This window comes from Streptomyces flavotricini (genome assembly GCF_020639365.1).
Classification (GTDB): domain Bacteria; phylum Actinomycetota; class Actinomycetes; order Streptomycetales; family Streptomycetaceae; genus Streptomyces; species Streptomyces flavotricini.
In genome coordinates this window covers 7,668,180-7,685,494 of sequence record NZ_JAINUL010000001.1, presented here as the reverse complement: position 1 = coordinate 7,685,494, position 17,315 = coordinate 7,668,180, and the positions used below count along the sequence as shown (strand labels likewise).

At 73.8% G+C, this 17,315-nt stretch carries 18 protein-coding genes; 6 read left to right on the top strand and 12 right to left on the bottom strand.

Annotated elements, in window-relative coordinates:
• Positions 1–34: 34 nt before the first annotated feature.
• The 5 genes from K7B10_RS35150 to K7B10_RS35130 all read right to left on the bottom strand — a co-directional run bounded on the left by K7B10_RS35150 (position 35) and on the right by K7B10_RS35130 (position 4,284).
• On the bottom strand, positions 35–820 hold the full coding sequence (locus K7B10_RS35150) for a hypothetical protein (RefSeq protein ID WP_229342926.1): 786 nt from the start codon (positions 818–820) through the stop codon (positions 35–37).
• Positions 804–1,730: a sigma-70 family RNA polymerase sigma factor gene (locus K7B10_RS35145; RefSeq protein WP_229342924.1), complete on the bottom strand. Its 927-nt coding sequence runs from the start codon at positions 1,728–1,730 to the stop codon at positions 804–806. The genes K7B10_RS35150 and K7B10_RS35145 overlap by 17 nt, the downstream gene beginning before the upstream one ends.
• Complete coding sequence (locus K7B10_RS35140; protein WP_229342923.1) at positions 1,727–1,954, bottom strand: hypothetical protein; 228 nt, start codon at positions 1,952–1,954, stop codon at positions 1,727–1,729. Before K7B10_RS35140 ends, K7B10_RS35145 begins: the two co-directional genes overlap by 4 nt.
• 145 nt (positions 1,955–2,099) lie before the next feature.
• Positions 2,100–3,473, bottom strand: a complete 1,374-nt coding sequence (locus K7B10_RS35135; RefSeq protein WP_443735382.1) for a sensor histidine kinase — start codon at positions 3,471–3,473, stop codon at positions 2,100–2,102.
• A gap of 133 nt (positions 3,474–3,606) precedes the next feature.
• Positions 3,607–4,284 (bottom strand): response regulator transcription factor, encoded by a 678-nt coding sequence (locus K7B10_RS35130; RefSeq protein ID WP_229342921.1) that lies wholly within the window; start codon positions 4,282–4,284, stop codon positions 3,607–3,609.
• Positions 4,285–4,416: 132 nt separating this feature from the next.
• On the opposite strand from K7B10_RS35130, the gene K7B10_RS35125 reads away from it, so the two are divergent.
• A complete protein-coding gene (locus K7B10_RS35125; protein WP_229342919.1) occupies positions 4,417–5,079 on the top strand; it encodes a hypothetical protein in 663 nt (220 codons plus the stop codon).
• 15 nt (positions 5,080–5,094) lie between these two features.
• Here the strand turns inward: K7B10_RS35125 and K7B10_RS35120 are convergent, their stop codons facing one another.
• Complete coding sequence (locus K7B10_RS35120; protein ID WP_372481575.1) at positions 5,095–6,009, bottom strand: aldo/keto reductase; 915 nt, start codon at positions 6,007–6,009, stop codon at positions 5,095–5,097.
• A 194-nt stretch (positions 6,010–6,203) separates the two neighbouring features.
• Between K7B10_RS35120 and K7B10_RS35115 the strand changes: the two genes are divergently transcribed.
• Positions 6,204–7,157, top strand: coding sequence for an ArsR/SmtB family transcription factor (locus K7B10_RS35115; RefSeq protein ID WP_372481574.1), 954 nt, complete (start codon positions 6,204–6,206; stop codon positions 7,155–7,157).
• Here K7B10_RS35115 and K7B10_RS35110 read toward each other — a convergent pair.
• A complete protein-coding gene (locus K7B10_RS35110) occupies positions 7,154–8,599 on the bottom strand; it encodes an amidase (protein WP_229342917.1) in 1,446 nt (481 codons plus the stop codon). The genes K7B10_RS35115 and K7B10_RS35110 overlap by 4 nt on opposite strands.
• Before the next feature lie 120 nt (positions 8,600–8,719).
• On the opposite strand from K7B10_RS35110, the gene K7B10_RS35105 reads away from it, so the two are divergent.
• A complete protein-coding gene (locus K7B10_RS35105) occupies positions 8,720–9,343 on the top strand; it encodes a TetR/AcrR family transcriptional regulator (RefSeq protein WP_229342915.1) in 624 nt (207 codons plus the stop codon).
• Between the two features lie 72 nt (positions 9,344–9,415).
• Here K7B10_RS35105 and cynS read toward each other — a convergent pair whose 3' ends face one another.
• Both cynS and K7B10_RS35095 read right to left on the bottom strand, forming a co-directional pair.
• Complete coding sequence (gene cynS, locus K7B10_RS35100; protein WP_229342913.1) at positions 9,416–9,886, bottom strand: cyanase; 471 nt, start codon at positions 9,884–9,886, stop codon at positions 9,416–9,418.
• A gap of 50 nt (positions 9,887–9,936) precedes the next feature.
• Positions 9,937–10,530, bottom strand: a complete 594-nt coding sequence (locus tag K7B10_RS35095; RefSeq protein WP_229342911.1) for a carbonic anhydrase — start codon at positions 10,528–10,530, stop codon at positions 9,937–9,939.
• Positions 10,531–10,653: 123 nt separating this feature from the next.
• On the opposite strand from K7B10_RS35095, the gene cynR reads away from it, so the two are divergent.
• Positions 10,654–11,541, top strand: coding sequence for a transcriptional regulator CynR (gene cynR / locus K7B10_RS35090; RefSeq protein ID WP_229342909.1), 888 nt, complete (start codon positions 10,654–10,656; stop codon positions 11,539–11,541).
• A gap of 9 nt (positions 11,542–11,550) precedes the next feature.
• On the opposite strand, the gene K7B10_RS35085 is transcribed toward cynR, so the two are convergent.
• A complete protein-coding gene (locus K7B10_RS35085; RefSeq protein WP_229342907.1) occupies positions 11,551–12,243 on the bottom strand; it encodes a hemerythrin domain-containing protein in 693 nt (230 codons plus the stop codon).
• Between the two features lie 115 nt (positions 12,244–12,358).
• Here K7B10_RS35085 and K7B10_RS35080 point away from each other — a divergent pair, with 115 nt between their 5' ends.
• Complete coding sequence (locus K7B10_RS35080) at positions 12,359–13,102, top strand: IclR family transcriptional regulator (protein ID WP_229342905.1); 744 nt, start codon at positions 12,359–12,361, stop codon at positions 13,100–13,102.
• Positions 13,103–13,203: 101 nt separating this feature from the next.
• Positions 13,204–13,530 carry a putative quinol monooxygenase gene (locus K7B10_RS35075; RefSeq protein ID WP_229342903.1) on the top strand — a complete coding sequence of 109 codons (327 nt, stop codon included), beginning with the start codon at positions 13,204–13,206 and terminating at the stop codon, positions 13,528–13,530.
• A gap of 25 nt (positions 13,531–13,555) precedes the next feature.
• Here K7B10_RS35075 and K7B10_RS35070 read toward each other — a convergent pair whose 3' ends face one another.
• Positions 13,556–15,199 (bottom strand): AMP-binding protein, encoded by a 1,644-nt coding sequence (locus tag K7B10_RS35070; protein WP_229342901.1) that lies wholly within the window; start codon positions 15,197–15,199, stop codon positions 13,556–13,558.
• 140 nt (positions 15,200–15,339) lie between these two features.
• Entirely contained in the window at positions 15,340–17,169 is a 1,830-nt protein-coding gene (locus K7B10_RS35065) for a hypothetical protein (protein ID WP_229342900.1), read from the bottom strand.
• Between the last annotated feature and the right edge of the window lie 146 nt (positions 17,170–17,315).

Sequence of the window (17,315 nt, the reverse complement as noted above, 5' to 3'; positions counted from 1 at the left end):
CCTTCTCCTGCGCCGCCGCGTCGGCCGCGCCCGGTCAGGTGGTCCGGAGCCGGGCCGGGAGGGCGGGCGGAGTGCGGTGGCCCGGCTTCGGGGGGCGGGTGGGCGCAGCCGTCAGGTCGCGGATGCGGTCCGTGAAGTCCGGGTCGGGAAGCGGGAGTTCGAGGTCGTCGTCGACGTAGCTGACGGCGGCCGAGACGTACTCCATGACGGCCTTGACGGTGCCGGTGCCGGTGCCGGTGCCGCGCCGGGCCCCGGCGCCGCCGGGGCGCAGCGCCCGTAGGACGCGCAGGGTCGTGGGCAGGCTCGCATCGGCGGCGAGGTCGCGCTCCGCGCCGTCGAAGACGACCGTGGCCGCGTCCGGTGGGCCCGCCGCCTCGGCGGTCGCCGGCGGCGGCGTCTGACGGCGCCACCAGACGGCCTCGTGGTTCTCGCCGAGCGCGAGGTGGTGGAGGTACAGGCAGTACGAGGCGATCGAGTCCCCGGCGCCGGCGGCGTACTGCCACCAGAAGCGGGCGGAGTCCTCGGCGTCGGTGAGCAGCAGGATGCAGCCCAGGACACGGGCCCCGGAGGGCTGGGGCAGTTTGTGCGTGAGGAACTCTCCGAGAGCTTCGACGGCGGTGCCCGTGACGGCCGTCTCGCACAGGGCCTGGAGGTCGCGGGCGGCTCCCCGCATGTCCTTCTGCGGTTCGCCCGCCGCGGCGGGCGACCGTGCGCCCGCCCGGTGGTGCGGCGCGCCGCCGGCGTCCGCGATGTCGGCGGGTGCGTCCGAGGCGGCGTGGAGGCGGGCGCGGGCCAGGAGTTGGTCAATGGTCGAGGTCACCGGAGACCTCCTCCTCGGTGGTGGTGTCCGGGTAAAGGGCGGCATGCAGGTTGCGTTTGGCGTGCCGTGCGGTGGACCGTACGGAGGCCGCGGAGACGCCCAGTTCGTCCGCTGCCCGGGCCTCGTCGAGCCCGCACAGGTACAGCAGGACGATGACGTCGCGCTGCATCGGCGCGAGCTCACCGACGGCCCGGAACAGGGCCATCGACTCCTCCACCTGTCCGATCGGGTCGGGGGCGAGGTCCAGGGCGACCGTGTCGAAGGCGGCCGCGACGAGGGAGGGACGGCCGTTCTCCTTCGGGGCGCGTTCGAGCACCGTCCGGCGCAGCATCGGCCACGCGAACCGCTCGGGGTTCTCGCTGGCGAGCGCGTCGTGCCACAGCATCAGCAGGAGCGTGAAGACGTCGTCGACCGCCTTCTCGACCAGGCCGGTCCGGCGCAGGAACGCCGAGGCGTAGCCGGCGTACTGCGGCCGGTGCATCTGCTGGAAGGCCCGGAAGTCCAGCGGGGCCGAGGCGGTCGCGGTGCGGTGGCGGGCGCCGCCCTCGTGGAGGCAGTCCTTGATCCACGAGGTGCGCTTGCCGATGTCCTGGGCCGCGATCACCCAGCGCAGCCGCATCGTGTCGTACCGCGGGCCGGGCCGCTCCAGCGCGAGGAGCACCGTACGGACGAACACCCAGCGGGGGTAGCGTCCGACGGCCCGCAGCAGTTCGGAGATGTGCCCCTTGTCCCGGCCGGTGCGCGCCTGGAGCTCGTCCAGGGTCACTCCGCTGCCGTGGATGGCATCGCGCAGCGGCTCCAGCCAGGCGCGGTGCGCCGGTCCGGTGCCTTCGGCGATGGGACCCAGCGGCCGGCCGGGCTTGCCGCGCCGCCCCTGGGGAAGGTCCTGGGGTGCCGAGTGGAGGTTCATCCCCGCACCTCCTCGTCCCGGTCGGGCACCTGTGCGGCGGCCCGCTCGCGACGGCTCTCGGCCACCCCGGTGCCCGCCTGCACGATCTGCTGCACGGCCAGTGCGACCGACGGGATCAGGGCGGTGACGGCCGCGACGGGCTGCCCCGCCACCACCATGACCACACTGAAAGCGAAGATCGCTAAGAGCGCCACCACGGTGACGATCATCCGGTTGTTCTTCATCGCGCCGTCCTCTGGCTGCTTTCGCGCCTGCTCGGTGTCTGTCCGGGATCCGGCTCATGGCGTTGCCACGCCCCCCTTCAGGAGCCGAAGCAAGCATGGAGTGAACAGAGTTGGACAGGCGCGAAAAAAGCAGAACGGGGAACAATCAGAAGCCGGTGTCCGCCCCTCGTGCGTCAGGTCCCAGCGGTAGCCGGGCCACCAGGCGGGCGCCGGCCGGCGCGTCCTCGACGGCAAGCGATCCCCCCAGGCGGGTGGCGATGTCGCGGGCTATGGCCAGGCCCAGGCCCGAGCCTCCCTCGTCGCGGCTGCGGGCGTCGTCGAGGCGCGTGAACCGCTCGAAGACCCGCTCCCGGTCGGCCGCCGCGATGCCCGGCCCGTCGTCACGCACCTCCAGCACGGCGGTGCGCCGGAACCCGTCCACCCGCAGGACGAGCCGGACCCGCCGGTCGGCGTGGCGCTGGGCGTTGTCCAGCAGGTTGGTGACCAGCCGGGAGAGCCACAGCGTGCTGCCGCGCACGACGGCCTCGGGAGCGATCTCCATGTCGACGGGGATCCGGTCCCGGCGCCGCGAACGGGCCGCCTCCCGGGCCACGTCCGCCAGGTCCACCGCGGCGGCCGGCGGCGGCTCCCCGGTGTCCAGGCGGGCCAGCAGGAGCAGGTCGGCGGCGAGGTCCTGCAGTCGTACGGTGTCCTCCAGGGCCCCGCTGACCAGCTCGCCCCACAGCTCCGGGTCGGGGTGGGCCTGGGCGACCTCCAGCTGGGTGCGGAGCACGGTGATCGGGCTGCGGAGCTCGTGCGAGGCGTCGGCGATGAACCGGCGCTGGCGGATCCCGGCCGCCTCCAGCCGGTCGAGGGTGGCGTTCATGGTGACGGCGAGCCGGGCGATCTCGTCCCGGCTGCGCGGCACCGGGACCCGCCGGTGCAGATCGCGGTCGCTGATCGCGGCGACCTCGGCGCGGATCGCCTCGACGGGCCGCAGCGCCCAGCCGGTCACCCGCCAGGTGACCAGGGCCACGGTGAGCACCAGCAGCGGAACCACGACGGCGAGCACTCCGGTGATGACGTCGTCGGCGGTGTCGGCCTCCCGCAGGGAGGTCCCCGCGAACACGGTGACCAGCCCGTCCGCGGTGACGGTGGTGACCTGGACGACGCGGTGGCGGCGGTCGCCCCGCGCCGGACCCTCCTTCCAGGTGTCGCGGACCGTGCCGGGCCTGCCCGGACGGGCCGGGGAAAGGGCGGGGCGGCCGGCCAGGTTCGGGCTCGCGGCCAGGACCCGGCCCTGGGCGTCGACGACCTGGACGAAGTCGGTGCCCCGCCCGGGGGTCACCACGGTGTCGAACCGGCCCGCGGCCACCAGCCCGGCCGTGGACAGGGCCTGGCGTTCGGCCGCGGCCTGGGCGTCCCGCATCAGGTTGCCGTCCAGGATCCCGACCAGGGCGAAGGACGCGGCCCCGAGGGCCAGGGCCACCACCAGGGAGGCACCGAGCGTGGCCCGGGCGCGGACGGAGCCGGGACGCAGACGGCGCAGCAGATCGCGTACGGACTTCGGGCGCGGGCTGCGCGCGAGGTCGCGGATCCGGCCGGGGACCCGCAGCGGCGGGCGGCCGGGGAAGCGGGCCGGGAAGCGGGCGGCGGCGCTGCCGGTCCTCCGGTCAGCCACCGTCGGCCGCCAACCGGTAACCCGCCCCGCGGACGGTCTCCACGGCGGCCCGGCCGAAGGGTGCGTCGATCTTCCGGCGCAGGGCGCTGACATGGACCTCGACGACGTTGAGGTCGCCCTCGTAGGCCGCGTCCCAGACGTGCTCCAGGATCTCCCGTTTGGGGACGACCTCCCCGGCCCGCCGGGCCAGGTGCACGAGGACCGCGAACTCGCGCGAGGTCAGCCGGGCCTCGGTCCCGGCCCGCGTGCACCGCTGCCCGGCCGGGTCGATCACCAGGTCCCCGAACTCCATGACCTGCGGGCTGCGGCGCCCCGTGCGCCGGATGAGGGCGCGCAGCCGGGCGACGAGGACCACGTAGGAGAACGGCTTGGAGAGGAAGTCGTCCGCGCCGGTGTCGAGGGCCTCGGCCTCGTCGTACTCGCCGTCCTTCGCGGTCAGCATCAAGATCCCCGACTCGCAGCCGCTCGCGCGCAGCCGGGCGCAGACCCGGTAGCCGTTGAGTCCGGGCAGCATGATGTCGAGCACGATGGCGTCGTAGTCGTGCTCGCCGGCCAGCCACAGGCCCTGCGGCCCGTCGTGGGCGACGTCCACCGTGAAGCCCTCGGCCTGCAGACCCCGCTGGAGGGCAGCGGCGAGCCGCCGTTCGTCCTCGACCACCAGTACGCGCATGGGGACAGGTTCTCAGGTCGCCCCGGCCGCTTGCTGAAGAGGTCTTCAGCCGGCTTCAGCGGAGCTTCAGCATCCGGCGCGCACGATCTGCCCTGCCGGGCAGCGTGCCCGCAGAACGCGAGGAGCATGTCGATGACTCAGTCCAGTCCCCAGCCCGCCGAACCGCCCGTGGACCCGGACGGGGCAAAGACCGTGGACGGGGCCACGACCGCGGCCGGACCGACCGGTGCGGCGGCGGGCCGCCGCGGCCGGCTGGTCCGGCTGACCCGTGAGGGGCGCACGAGATGGGTGGCCCTCGGGGCGGTCGTCGTGATCGGTGGCGGGTTGGCCGCGGTGGCGGCGGCCGAGCACGGCCACGGCGACCACATGCGGGGCGGCTTCGCCGCCAAGGCCCGCGCACACGGCCCCGGGGAGGAGCGGGCGGAGGGCTGGGCGGGCCCGCTGCCGCACCGGGGCGGCGAGCCCGAGGTCGTCGACGGCGACCGTGACCTCCCGGGCGGCAAGGGAGCGATGGGCCGCGGTCCGGGCGGCGGTCGGGTGGGCGGCTCCGCCAAGGGCGCCCCGGTTCCGCTGCCCGCACTGGCGGCGGCCCAGGCGGTGGAGAAGGCCACGGCCGCCGTCGAGGGCGGCAAGGTCGAATCGCTGCGGGCCGTGGCCCAGCAAGGCGGCGGCAGCGCATGGCTGGCCGTCGTCCTCGGTACGGACGGGGTCCGGCACGCCGTGACACTGGCGGGCGCCGACGGCGCGGTCACCGGCAACACCGTCCTCGGGCAGGGTCCGGCCGGGCCCCGCTGACCCTGCGCCCGGCCCTCAGTCCGTCCCGCTGACGGAGTCCAGGGCGGCGAGGTCCTCGGCGGAGAGGCGCAGGGCGCCCGCGGCCACGTTGGCGGCGAGGTGGTCCGGGTTCCCGGTCCCGGGGATGGCCAGGACGTGCGGTCCCCGGTGCAGGGTCCACGCCAGCCGGATCTCGGCGGCGCCCACCCCGTGGGCGCGGGCCACGGCGAGCACCTGCGGGTGCTCGGCGCCGCTCGCGCCCGCTTCGCGTCCCGTGCCGGCGATCGAGTAGAACGGCACGTACGCGACCCCCTGCTCCCCGCAGGTGCGCAGGAACGCCTCCTGCTCGGGAGTGGCGCCGAGCCCGTACAGGTTCTGTACGCAGACCACCGGCGCGATGGCCTGGGCCTCGGCGAGGTGCCCGGGCCGTACGTTGGACAGGCCGAGGTGGCGGATGAGCCCCTCCCGGCGCAGCTCGGCCAGGGCGCCGAAGCGCTCGGCGATCGAATCGGTGCCGACGATCCGCAGGTTCACCACGTCGAGGTGGTCGCGGCCGAGCTGGCGCAGGTTCTCCTCGACCTGGCCGCGCAACTGCTCGGGGGTGGCGTGCGGCAGGAACTCCCCCGACAGGGCCCGGCCGGGGCCGACCTTGGTGGTGATGACGAGGTCGTCCGGGTACGGGGCCAGGGCCGCGTTGATCAGCTCGTTCGCGGAGCGCAGCGGGGAGAAGTAGAAGGCTGCGGTGTCGATGTGGTTCACGCCGAGCTCGACGGCGCGGCGCAGCACGCCGATCGCCCGGCCGCGGTCGCTGGGGGCGGCGCCGGGGGCGAACGCCGGGCCGTCCTGGGTCAGGCGCATCGCGCCGAAGCCGAGGCGGTTGACTTCGAGGTCGCCGAGCCGCCAGGTGCCGGAGGCCGCCGCGGTGACGGCCTGAGAGGTCGTGGGGGCCATGGAGGTCGTGGAGGTCATGGAGGTCATGGAGGTCATGGAGGTCATGGAGGTCATGGAGGTCATGCCGGAATGATCTGTGCGCGGTAGGGTCGGGGCCATTGATTCAGGCATGGCTGAATCCACGTCCGTCCGGGTGAGTCCAAGGGGTGGTCCTGCTGGCGGAGTTGGCGTTCTCGGCGGGTGATCTGGCGCAGATGCGGTTCGCCGTCTCGCCGCTCTGGGAGGTGGTGACCAGTTTCCGGCGGCTGCTGAACGACGGCGCCGTGTCGCCCGTGTACCGGCCGTGGGCCGCGCAGGTGCGGCCCAGGCTGGCGGCTGCCGGGCTGGACCGGGGCTGGCTCTGCGAGCTGATCCCGTCATCGAAGTACGTGCCGCATTTCCTGAACCCCGCGCCCGCCGGACCGGCCCCCGTACTGGCGACGGAGCTGGCCGAGCTGGTGGCGGCGCCCCCCGAAACGGTGCGCCGCAACCTCGACCACCTCCGCTACCACCAGGACTCGCTCGGCCCCCGCGCCCGGGCCCTGTACGCGGACCCGGCGGCCCGACTGCCGCGGCTGGCGCAGGAGATCGAGGCGTACTGGAAGCTGGCGCTCGCCCCGTACTGGGCGCGGATCCGCACGGTGCTGGAGGCCGACGTCTTCCACCGGGCCCGGCAGGCGGCCGAGCAGGGGGCGGGCCAGGTCATCAACGAACTCCACAGCGCGGTGCGTTGGGACGAGGACGTGCTGAGTCTGGTGCGCCGTACCCGGCCGCTGACCCGGGAGATGGCCGGCCGGGGGCTGCTGCTGGTGCCCTCGGCCTTCCTCGGGCCGGGCCTGCTGACCCGGATGACCCCGCCGGATCCGCCGCAGATCGCGTACCCGGCGCGCGGGGTGGGATCGCTGTGGGCCTCCCGGCCGCCGACCGCGAAGGCGGAGGCCGTCGCCGCGGTGCTGGGCCGTTCGCGGACCCTGCTGCTGACGGAGCTGGATGCCCCGGCCTCCACCACCGAACTGGCCCGGCGTACGGGGCTGTCGGCGGCCGGGGTGTCCCAGAACCTGACGGCGCTGCGCGACGCGGGCTTGGTCAGCGCGCACCGTGCGGGCCGCTCGGTCCTGTACGCCCGCACCGCGGTCGCCGAGACGCTGCTCGGCGCGGACACCCGCTAGCGGGTGTCGCCGGCCCACACGGCGGGCTTGCGCTCCGCCCAGGGGTCGGCCTCCTCCAGTTGCGCGGCGAGCCGGAAGAGCAGGTCCTCGCGTCCGTAGCCCGCGGCGAACTGGACACCGATCGGCAGGCCGGTGGCCGGGTCGGATCCGAGCGGCACCGACATGGCGGGCGTGCCGGCGACGTTGAAGGCGGCGGTGAACGGCGAGCGGTGGAACAGGTGCTCCACCCAGCCCAGCCCGTCGGCGTTCTCCGCCCCCTGTCCGTAGGTGTTCAGGGCCACGGGCAGTTCGGGGAGCGTGGGCGTCAGCAGCAGGTCCCGGGCCTCGAAGTGGGCCCCGATCGAGCGGGCGACCCGGTTGCGCACGTCGAGGGCGCGCACGAACTCCGCGCCGCTCACCTTGAGTCCCCACGCGTAGCTCGCGAGCATCTCGGGCTCGACGGTGGAGTCGTCCACGGGCCGGCCGAACGCCTCGGCGAAGCCGTCGATCCACTGCACCAGGTTCGCGCACCACAGGCGGGCGTTCGCGAGGACGAACTCCTCCCAGCTCACGCCGAGGTCCACGGTGGTGACGTCGACCCGGTGGCCGAGTGATTCCAGCAGCCGGGCGGCGGCCAGGGTGGCCGCGGTCACGGCCGGCTCCACGGCACGTCCGCTCCCGGGGGCGGTCACCAGGCCGACGCGCAGGCGGCCGGGTTCCCTGGTGACCTCTTCGAGGTAGGGGCGGCGCGGCCGCTCCGCGAAGTAGGGGTCGCCGGTCTCCGGTCCCTGAATCAGATCGAGCAGGGCGGCGCTGTCCCGCACGGTCCGGCTGAGTCCGCCGTGCACCGCGAGGCCGTTGAAGACCTCGTCGGCCTCCGGCCCCAGGGAGACCCGGCCCCGGGTGGGCTTGAGCCCGAACAGCCCGGTGCTGGCGGCCGGTACCCGGATCGAGCCCGCGGCATCGGTGGCGTGCGCGAGGGGAGTCACGCCGGCGGCGACGGCCGCGGCCGACCCGCCGCTGGAGCCGCCCGGTGTCCGGGTGAGGTCCCAGGGGTTGCGGGCGGCTCCGTACAGGACCGGCTCCGTTGTCGTGCTGAAGGCGAATTCGGGCGTGCCCGTGCGGCCCAGCGTCACCAGGCCGGCCCGGCGGAACCTCCGCATCAGGAAGGAGTCCTCCCCCGCCACGTTGCCGGCGGCGAGGCGGCTGCCCAACTCGACGCGCTTGCCCTTCATGGACACGGCCACGTCCTTGATGAGGAACGGCACGCCGGCGAGCGGGGTACCACCCGGGGCCGGGGCGTCCTCGGCGGGCCAGCTCTCCACGACGGCGTTGATCCGCGGATTCACGGCCGCGATCGCGGCCCGGGCCGCGTCCGTGAGCTCCGCCCGGGTCACCTCCCCCCGGGCCACGAGCCCGGCCAGTCCCACCGCGTCGTACCGCGTGTATTCGTGCAGCTCCACGGAATTCCACCTCTGCATCCGATCGGTCCCGTGCGATACCGATCGGTATCACTTGGGGGTGGTCGGTAACGTAACATGGCCCGAGAGACGCCGGCCGGCGCGACCGAAGCGAGGCACACCATGACGAGCAGCACCCCGAGGCCGGGGCGGGACTCGAGGGTCCCCCGCCTCCCGCCGCGCGAGCGCATCCTCGACGCGGCCGAGGAACTGTTCCTGCGTGAGGGCGTCAGGGCCGTCGGAGTCCAGGCCATCGCCGAGCGGGCGAAGACCACGAAGATGGCGCTCTACCGTCACTTCGCCACCAAGGACGCGCTCATCGAGGAGTGGCTCAGGATCGTCGCGGCGGGGTACTCGACCGCCTTCGACCGGCTGGAAGGCGAGCATGCGGACGACGGCCGGGCCCAGGTACTCGGCGTGGCACGTTTCGTCGCCGACGGGCTGCCGGACATCGTCCGGCGGGGCTGCCCGTTCGTGAACTCCATCGCCGGGCTGGGCGATCCCGGCCATCCGGCCCGCCTGCTGATCGAGACCCACAAGGCCGATCAGCGGCGCCGCCTCACGGCCATGTGCGAGCGGGCGGGTGCGCACGCGCCCGACGACGTCTCCGCGGAGATCACCTTCCTCCTGGAAGGCGCCCAGATCAGTGCGCAGAACGGCAGCGTCGACCGTGCGGGCGCGAGGCTCGTGGCGGCGGTCACTGCAGTTCTGGACCGGGGAACTGCGGTGCGGGAAGAACGCCGATAGGCCCCGCAGGGAGCCCTCCAGGACCTATCGGCGTTCCTCCCTGAAGACTTGGCCCCCGGAAAGGCCAGGCCCCTAGAAGGGTTTGGTCGGGAGGTACTTGCCGTCGAGGGTGATGACGGCGCGCTCCCCGCCATCCGGGTCGGCGACCTTCTTGACGTCGAGCTTGAAATTGATCGCGCTGATGATGCCGTCACCCAACTGCTCGTGGACCAGGGCCTTGAGGGTGGTGCCGTACACCTGGAGCATCTCGTGGAAGCGGTAGATCGTCGGGTCGGTCGGGATGCCGCCGGGGATCGAGCCGCGGGTCGGGATGGTCTGCAGGAGACGTGCGGCGTCGGCGTCGAGGCCGAGGAGCGCGGCGACGGCCTCGGCGGAGGCGGCCGGCAGCGGGTGCTGGCCGAGCACCGCCGCGGTGACGAAGGCGACGGACAGGCCGGCCGCGTCGGCGATCTGCTGCCAGGAGAGGTCCTTGCGGATCTTGGCGTCGACGGCGGCGACGGCCAGGGCCTGGCGGGCGGAGGGGTCGAACTGGGCGTGGATCACGGGAAGTTCCTCTTTCGAAGTGGGGTGGTGCACAGCCTTGGGTGCGGGCTTCAGGCCGCGAGGACGGCGGACCGGCCGGTGGTCGGGTCGATCCGCTCGACCGTGCCGGTGGGAATGTCGTAGACCCAGCCGTGCAGGGTGACGGTCCCGGCGGCCAGGGCGCGGGCCACCGCGGGGTGTGTGGCCAGGTTCGCCAGTTGCGCGGCGACGTTGCCGCGGATCAGGGCCGCCGGCTCGTGCCGCGACGCGGCGGCCGGGGCCGCGTGGCGCAGCCAGCGGGCGACGGCGGGCAGCTCCGCGAGGTCCTGGCGGGCGGCGAGTGCGGTCATGGCGCCGCAGGCGGAGTGCCCGCAGACCACGATGTCGCCGACACCGAGGACGGCGACCGCGTACTCGATGCTGGCGGCGACGCCGGCGTCTTCCGCGAGGGCCTCGTGGGCCGGTACGAGGTTGCCGGCGGTCCGGATCACGAAGAGCTCGCCCGGCTCCCGCTGGGTGATCAGCTCGGGGACGACGCGGGCGTCGGAGCAGCCGATGAAGAGCGTCTGCGGCCGGTGGGTGGTCGCCAGACGGGCGAAGAGCGCCGCCTTCGCCGGGAAGACGTCCTGCTGAAAGTGCGCGAGGCCCTCGGTGAGGTCTTGCACGGTCACTCCCTTCGGTGGGGCCGGCCTGGGTCGGCCTGACGAGATCCACCATGCATGAGCTGCATCTATAGTGTCCAAGACATGTTGAGCATGATTGCTATTGCTGCGATCTATACTCGATTCATGCCCCTGGAACTGCGCCATCTGCGCTATCTGCTGGCCGTGGCCGAACACGGCAGCTTCACCCGCGCCGCCGAGGAGCTGCACATCTCGCAGCCCACGCTCTCGCAGCAGATCAAGCAGCTGGAGCGGACCGTCGGCGTTCAACTCCTGGACCGCACGGGGCGCGCCGTGCGCCTGACCGACGCGGGCGCGACCTTCGTCCCGTACGCGCGCAGCGCGATCCAGGACCTGGCCGCCGCCGAGCGGGCCGTACTGGACGTGGCGGACCTGTCGCGCGGCAGCCTGCGCCTCGCGATGACCCCGACCTTCACCACGTACCTGCTGGGTCCGCTCGCCGCCCGGATGCACGCCCTCCACCCCGGAATCAGCCTGAACGTCAAGGAAATGACGCAGCATCAGCTGGAGTCGGCGCTGCTGGACGACGCCGTCGACCTCGGCATCGCCTTCGCGGGCCCGCACCTGCCCGGCATCGGCCCCACCGACCTGTTCACCGAGACCCTCGGCCTGGTCGTGGGCCCCGACCATGCGCACGCCGGCCGCACCGAACCCCTGCCCGTAGCCGAACTCCGCGACCACCCGCTCGCGTTGCTCAGCGGCGACTTCGCCACGCGGGCCCACATCGACGCGTACTTCCGCCGGCACCGCGTCGAACCGCGGATCGCCGTCGAGGCCAACTCCATCAGCGCCCTCACCGAGATCGTCCGGCGCACCGGGCTGGCCACCGTGCTCCCCGACGCCCTCACCCGCGACGGCACCCCACTGCACCCCGTCCCGCTCGACCCCGCCCTCCCCGCGCGGACCGTGGTCCTGCTGCGCCGCGAGAGCGCGTACGAGAGCGCCGCCGCCCGAGCCTTCACCTCGCTGGCCCGGCGGTGGGCGCAGTCCTGACCCGGCCGGTCAGCCCGCGAACACCGCCGACGCCTCGGCGGCGTACGCCCGCAGCTGCGGCTCCAGGACGGCCGGGGGCCCGGCGCCCGCGGGCAGCAGGCGGCGGGCCTCCTCCTCGGTGGCGTGGCTGAGCAGCCAGGCGCGGGACCAGGCCGGGTCCGCGGACCGGTCGGCCCCGCGGATGCGGGCCTGCGCCGCGGCGTAGGCGGCGGCCGGCACCTGGCCTGCGATCACCGGGAGGACGTGCTCCTCCTCTGCTTCGAGGTGCGCGGCCAGCAGGTCCCGCTGGGCGGCGAGGAGCCCCGCCAACCGTCCCGCGTGGCGGTCGGGTTCGGCGGCGAAGCGGGCCGCGACGGCATCGCAGTCGGCCCGGAGCGCGTCGAGCGCCTCGTGATCGGCGATGAAGCGGACGATGCCGGCCATCGCCTCGGCGGCGTCGGGAACGGCGTCCAGGACGACCGGCCACAGGATCTCGTCCTCGCGGTGGTGGCCGCGTACGACGTCGTTGTAGCGGTGGACGTACCCGGCGATGGCCTCGGCCCGCGCGGGCTCGGCCGGCTCGGCGGCCGCGGCGAGGGCGGCGAGCAGCCCGGCCAGGCGCTCGATGTCGGCCAGGATCGCGCGGTGGGCGACCCGGACGCGTGTGAGATCGGCGGCCGCCTGGCCGTACGGCCGCGCGGGGGCGACGTGTTCCCTGTCCATGGGAAAACTGTGCGCGCCCCGTGTCAGCGTCGGGTCAACGTCCGATGAACGCCGCCCGTCCACTGCGGCATAAGCTCGGGGACACACCCACCCACCGCCTCCGGAGATCCGCACCATGCCCCCCACCGGCCCTCAGTCCGCCGACCGCGCGCTCGCGATCCTCGACGCCGTCGCCGACGCGCCCGGACCGGTCGGCGCCAAGGCCCTGGCCCGCCGGACGGAGTGCTCGCTGTCCACCGCCTACCACCTGCTGGCCCCGCTCACCGCCCGCGGATACCTCGCCCGCACCGCGCAGGGGTACGTGCTGGGACCGCGGATCCCCGGGCTGCACCGGAGCCTGCTGCGCCACCTGGAGCCCGCCCCGCGCATGGCCGATCTGCTGACCCGGCTGCGCCGGACCACCGGCGCCGAGGCGTACTACACCGCCTACCGGGGCGGCCTGATCACGGTCGTCGACACCACCGCCCCGGTCACGGACGCGGGAAATCCGTTCACCCCCGGCCGGGAGACCCGGGCGCACGCCACCGCGCACGGCAAGGCGCTGCTCGCCGAGCTCCCCCGGCCGCTGCGCCGGCGGTATCTGGCCGAGCACGGGATGGCCCGCCTGACCGGGGCCACCATCACCAGTGCCGAGCTGCTGGAGGCGGAGCTCTCCCGGGTCCGCGGGCAGGGCTTCGCCGTCTCGATCGGCGAGGCCGATCCCGCGTACACCTGCCTGGCCGTCGCCCTGCGGCGCGACCCGGACCACGACGGCGACGCGGTGCACGCCCTGTCGGTGTCGCTGCCGACCGAGGAGTTCCGGCGGCGGCCGCGGGAGATCCGCACGGCGCTCGCGCGGGCCGCGGCCGACTGCGCCTGAGACCTCCCCGCGCGCCGACGTCCGGGGCCGTTTTCCGGCCCTGCCGGAAATACGGTGCGATGGGGATGCGGGGGCCGCCGCGGGGTGCCAGGCTGGTCGGCATGATCTTCATCGCCGTCAGGTTCGACGTCCGCCCGGAGCACAGCGACGACTGGCTCACGCTCGTCGACGACTTCACCCGGGCCACCCGCAACGAGCCGGGGAACCTCTTCTACGACTGGTCGCGCAGCGTCGACGACCCCACCAAGTACACCCTCCTGGAGGCCTTCACCGACGCCGAGGCCGGCGCCGCGCACGTGGCGTCCGACCACTTCAAGGCCGGTATGGAGACCCTCGCCGGCGCCATCGCCAGTACGCCGGAGATCATCCACGTCGAGGTGCCCGGCCAGGGCTGGAGCGCCATGGCCGAGCTGTCCCCCCGTAGCTGAACCGCCCGCTCCGGCGCCGCCGCCGTTACGAGGAGAGCCCGAGCAGCCGGGCCGACGTCTCGCGCATCTCGACCTTGCGGACCTTGCCGGTCACGGTCATCGGGAACTCCTCCACGACGTGCACGTACCGCGGGATCTTGAAGTGAGCCAGCCGTCCGTCGCAGTACGCGCGGACGGCTGCCGCCGTCAGCGGCCCCGCCCCCTCGCGCATCCGCACCCAGGCCATCAGCTCCTCCCCGTACTTGGCGTCGGGGACTCCGATGACCTGCACGTCCAGGACGTCCGGATGGCCGTGGAGGAACTCCTCGATCTCGCGCGGGTACACGTTCTCCCCGCCCCGGATCACCATGTCCTTGATGCGACCCGTGATGCTCAGGTAACCGTCCTCGTCCATCACCGCGAGGTCACCGGTGTGCATCCACCGCGCGGCGTCGACGGCCTCGGCGGTCCGCTCCGGCTCGCCCCAATAGCCGAGCATCACCGAGTAGCCGCGGGTGCAGAGCTCCCCCGGCTCACCGCGCCGCACGGTCCGCCCCGACTGCGGATCGACCACCTTGACCTCCAGGTGCGGCCCGACGCGGCCCACCGTCGACACCCGGCGCTCCACGGAGTCGTCGGCGCGGGTCTGCGTGGACACCGGCGAGGTCTCCGTCATCCCGTAGCAGATGGACACCTCGCGCATGCCCATCCGGTCGATGACCTCCTTCATCACCTCGACCGGGCAGGGCGAGCCCGCCATGATGCCCGTGCGCAGGCTGGACAGGTCGTACGAGTCGAAGCCGGGCGCGGCCAGTTCGGCGATGAACATCGTGGGGACCCCGTACAGGGAGGTGCACGACTCCGCCTCCACCGCGGCGAGCGTGGCCGCCGGGTCGAAGGCCGGCGCCGGAATGACCATGGCGGCGCCGTGGCTGGTGCAGGCGAGGTTGCCCATGACCATCCCGAAGCAGTGGTAGAAGGGGACCGGGATGCAGACCCGGTCCTGCTCGGTGTAGTGGCACAACTCCCCGACGAAGAACCCGTTGTTGAGGATGTTGTGGTGGGAGAGGGTCGCCCCCTTGGGGAAGCCGGTCGTCCCCGAGGTGTACTGGATGTTGACCGGGTCGTCCGGGCTCAGCTCCGCCGCCGCCCGTACGAGGTCGGCCGGATCACCGCCGCGGCCCCGCTCCAGGAGGGAGGCCCACTCCGGGGCCTCCAGCAGTACGGTGAACTCCAGGTCCGGGCAGCGCGGGGAGACCTCCTCGATCATCCCGGCGTAGTCGGAGGACTTGAAGCGCTCCGCCGCGACGAGCAGCCGGATCCCGGCCTGGCGCAGGACGTACTCCACCTCGTGCGAGCGGTACGCCGGGTTGACCGTGACGAGGATCGCCCCGATCTTGGCGGTGGCGTACTGCACCAGCGTCCACTCGGCGCGGTTGGGTGCCCAGATGCCGACGCGGTCCCCCTTGCCGATGCCCAGGTCCAGCAGGCCGAGAGCGAGGGCGTCGACGTCGGCGGCGAGCTCCGCGTACGTCCACCGGCGCCCGGCGGCGAGGTCGACGAGGGCGTCGCGGTCGGGGAACCGGCGGACGGTGCGGTCCAGGTTCTCGCCGATCGTGTCGCCCAGCAGCGGTACTTCGAAGACCCCGGATGCATAGCTCGACGACGCGGTGTTCGACGCGGCAGACACACGTACCTCCTGGACTCGGTGGCGGGGCGGGGCCCGGCGGGCCGGCGCCCCCTCATGATCCTCTTCGTCCGGCCCCCCGGCCACCCTCCTGCCGCCGTTCCCCCAGGGGTGTTCGGTGATCGGTCTTGCGTTCCCGGTCTTCAGCGGATGCAGCCGACGATCCTTACGGAGACCTCCGCGCTGCCGGTGAGTCCGGCCGCCGGATCGGTCGCGGAGAACACCAGCTTGTACGTCCCGTCGGGCAGCAGGGGAACCAGGAACCTGCCCGAGGCGCCCGCGCCCAGCGCCACGGGTCCGTTCGGCCCGGTGATCCGCCAGCTCGTGTACTGCGGGTCGGTGAAGGGCTGGTCGCCGGGGCGGGTCCGGGCCGTACCGGCGAACGACTCCTCGCATCCGCGCCTCAACTGGCCGCCTGCGGAGGGCTGCTGGATGTTCACCGCCGGGGCCTGCGGCTGTTGCCGGGTCGGCGAACCGCTCTGCGACGGCGTGCCCGGACGGGTCGGGCCGGCCTTGGTCGGGGTCCCCGGGCTGTCGGGGCCGCCGGGCGTGGGCGTCGTACCGGGCGGGGCGGACGGGCTCGCCGACGGCGAAGCGCCGGCCGGCGGGACGGAGGGCGAGGACGAGGGGGGCGCGGAGCCCGTGCCGCCCGGCGCCGGGTCCAGGGCGTGCGGCAGCTCCGGCCGGGAGACGGACGGCGGAGCGGGGGCCTTGGCCGGCTCGGTGGGCTTGGCGTCGATCTTCGCGCAGACCGCGCTGGCGACCAGCTCCTGGCTGTCCGGCACCGGCGAGACGTGCAGCTCCTGGTCGTCGGGACCGCGGCGGTGCGTGTCGAAGTAGCCGTTCCCGGTGCGCGTCTCCGGGTCGCTGTGCTCGTCCCAGACCGAGTTGTGGTAGTCGAGACCGGCCTTCTGCCCGTTCCTGCCGGTGACGTGCCAGGCCGTCACCTTGTGGCCCGAGGGCTCACCGGCCGCCGGCGCGTCGGCCGGTGCGTACAGCCAGCCGTCGCCGAAGAAGCGCACCGGGGCCTCCGAACCGCCCGACTCGTTGGCCGCCGGGAACTGGAATCCGCCGCCGACCACCAGCTTCCCCTTGGGGCACGACACCGCCGCGTCCACGCTGCCCCCCGCGGTCACCGCGACTTTGACGGTGGCCACGGACACGCTCCCCAGCCGGACGCAGATCGGGCGGACGGTGACGGCGTAGTTCGCCTCCGGCGGCTGCGGGTCCACGATCCGCGTCTGGTGCGTGATGAAGTCGGACGAGTGGATCGGGAAGGTGGCCTCGCTCAGCCGACTGCCCGGATTGAGCCTGACGTAGGGCACGGCCTTGGCGGAGTCGGAGTAGGCCGACTTCGTGGTCAGGCTGTCGAGCGGGACCGGCGCCACCCCGCGGCCCGTCACGGTGCGGCCCGACCTGAACTCCGTTCCCAGCGAGGTGAAGTCGCCGGGGCAGGAGGGCGAGGCGGAGCCGTGCTTGGCCGCGTCCGCGAACGGCCCGTCGGTCGTGAGGTCGCGGATCGACCCGCCACCGCTGGCGCTGGTCATCTTGTTGCCCCGGTCCTGGTACGCGTGCACCTGCTCGGACCAGCCGCCGCCCAGGAACTCGGGCTTCGCGTTGACGCACAGGGCGTACGAGGTGAGCGTGGCGGGCGCGGCGTCCGGGTTGTACGCGGCCGCCAGCCAGGCATCGCCCACGAAGAGGCTGTTCGTGGCGAAGCCCGTCCCGGTGATGGCGTATCCACCGCCGAGCGCCTTCTCATGGCTCTGGCAGGCGGCGACCGCGGACCGTTCGCCGCCCGCCGCGACCGGTACGGAGACGCTGCGCTGGACGACCGCCAGCCGCGGGCCCCCTCCGAGCGCCCATACGCCGGCCCCCACCGCGCCGGACACCACCAAGGCGCCCGCGGCGGCCACGGCGGCGGTCTTCACGGTGACCGCGCTCCCCAGCTTCGCGAAGACTCCAGAGCCCATCGTCGATGCCCCTCCCCCGGCCGTACGGCCCGCACCTCCCCGCAGCCGCGGGGCGTGGGCAATGTAGCGCTGCGTGCGACACACGTCACAGAGGCGTGAAGTATCGGTTCTGCTACGGACTCCCCGGCCAGAGGCAAAGCCGCCGC

What these genes read in the sequence shown, in the direction of transcription:
- K7B10_RS35145 (WP_229342924.1), bottom strand. Translation starts at nt 1,730, where the DNA reads ATGAACCTCCACTCGGCACCCCAGGACCTTCCCCAGGGGCGGCGCGGC.
- K7B10_RS35140 (WP_229342923.1), bottom strand. Translation starts at nt 1,954, where the DNA reads ATGAAGAACAACCGGATGATCGTCACCGTGGTGGCGCTCTTAGCGATC.
- K7B10_RS35130 (WP_229342921.1), bottom strand. Translation starts at nt 4,284, where the DNA reads ATGCGCGTACTGGTGGTCGAGGACGAACGGCGGCTCGCCGCTGCCCTC.
- K7B10_RS35125 (WP_229342919.1), top strand. Translation starts at nt 4,417, where the DNA reads ATGACTCAGTCCAGTCCCCAGCCCGCCGAACCGCCCGTGGACCCGGAC.
- K7B10_RS35120 (WP_372481575.1), bottom strand. Translation starts at nt 6,009, where the DNA reads ATGGCCCCCACGACCTCTCAGGCCGTCACCGCGGCGGCCTCCGGCACC.
- K7B10_RS35115 (WP_372481574.1), top strand. Translation starts at nt 6,204, where the DNA reads ATGCGGTTCGCCGTCTCGCCGCTCTGGGAGGTGGTGACCAGTTTCCGG.
- K7B10_RS35105 (WP_229342915.1), top strand. Translation starts at nt 8,720, where the DNA reads ATGACGAGCAGCACCCCGAGGCCGGGGCGGGACTCGAGGGTCCCCCGC.
- cynR (WP_229342909.1), top strand. Translation starts at nt 10,654, where the DNA reads ATGCCCCTGGAACTGCGCCATCTGCGCTATCTGCTGGCCGTGGCCGAA.
- K7B10_RS35085 (WP_229342907.1), bottom strand. Translation starts at nt 12,243, where the DNA reads ATGGACAGGGAACACGTCGCCCCCGCGCGGCCGTACGGCCAGGCGGCC.
- K7B10_RS35080 (WP_229342905.1), top strand. Translation starts at nt 12,359, where the DNA reads ATGCCCCCCACCGGCCCTCAGTCCGCCGACCGCGCGCTCGCGATCCTC.
- K7B10_RS35075 (WP_229342903.1), top strand. Translation starts at nt 13,204, where the DNA reads ATGATCTTCATCGCCGTCAGGTTCGACGTCCGCCCGGAGCACAGCGAC.
- K7B10_RS35065 (WP_229342900.1), bottom strand. Translation starts at nt 17,169, where the DNA reads ATGGGCTCTGGAGTCTTCGCGAAGCTGGGGAGCGCGGTCACCGTGAAG.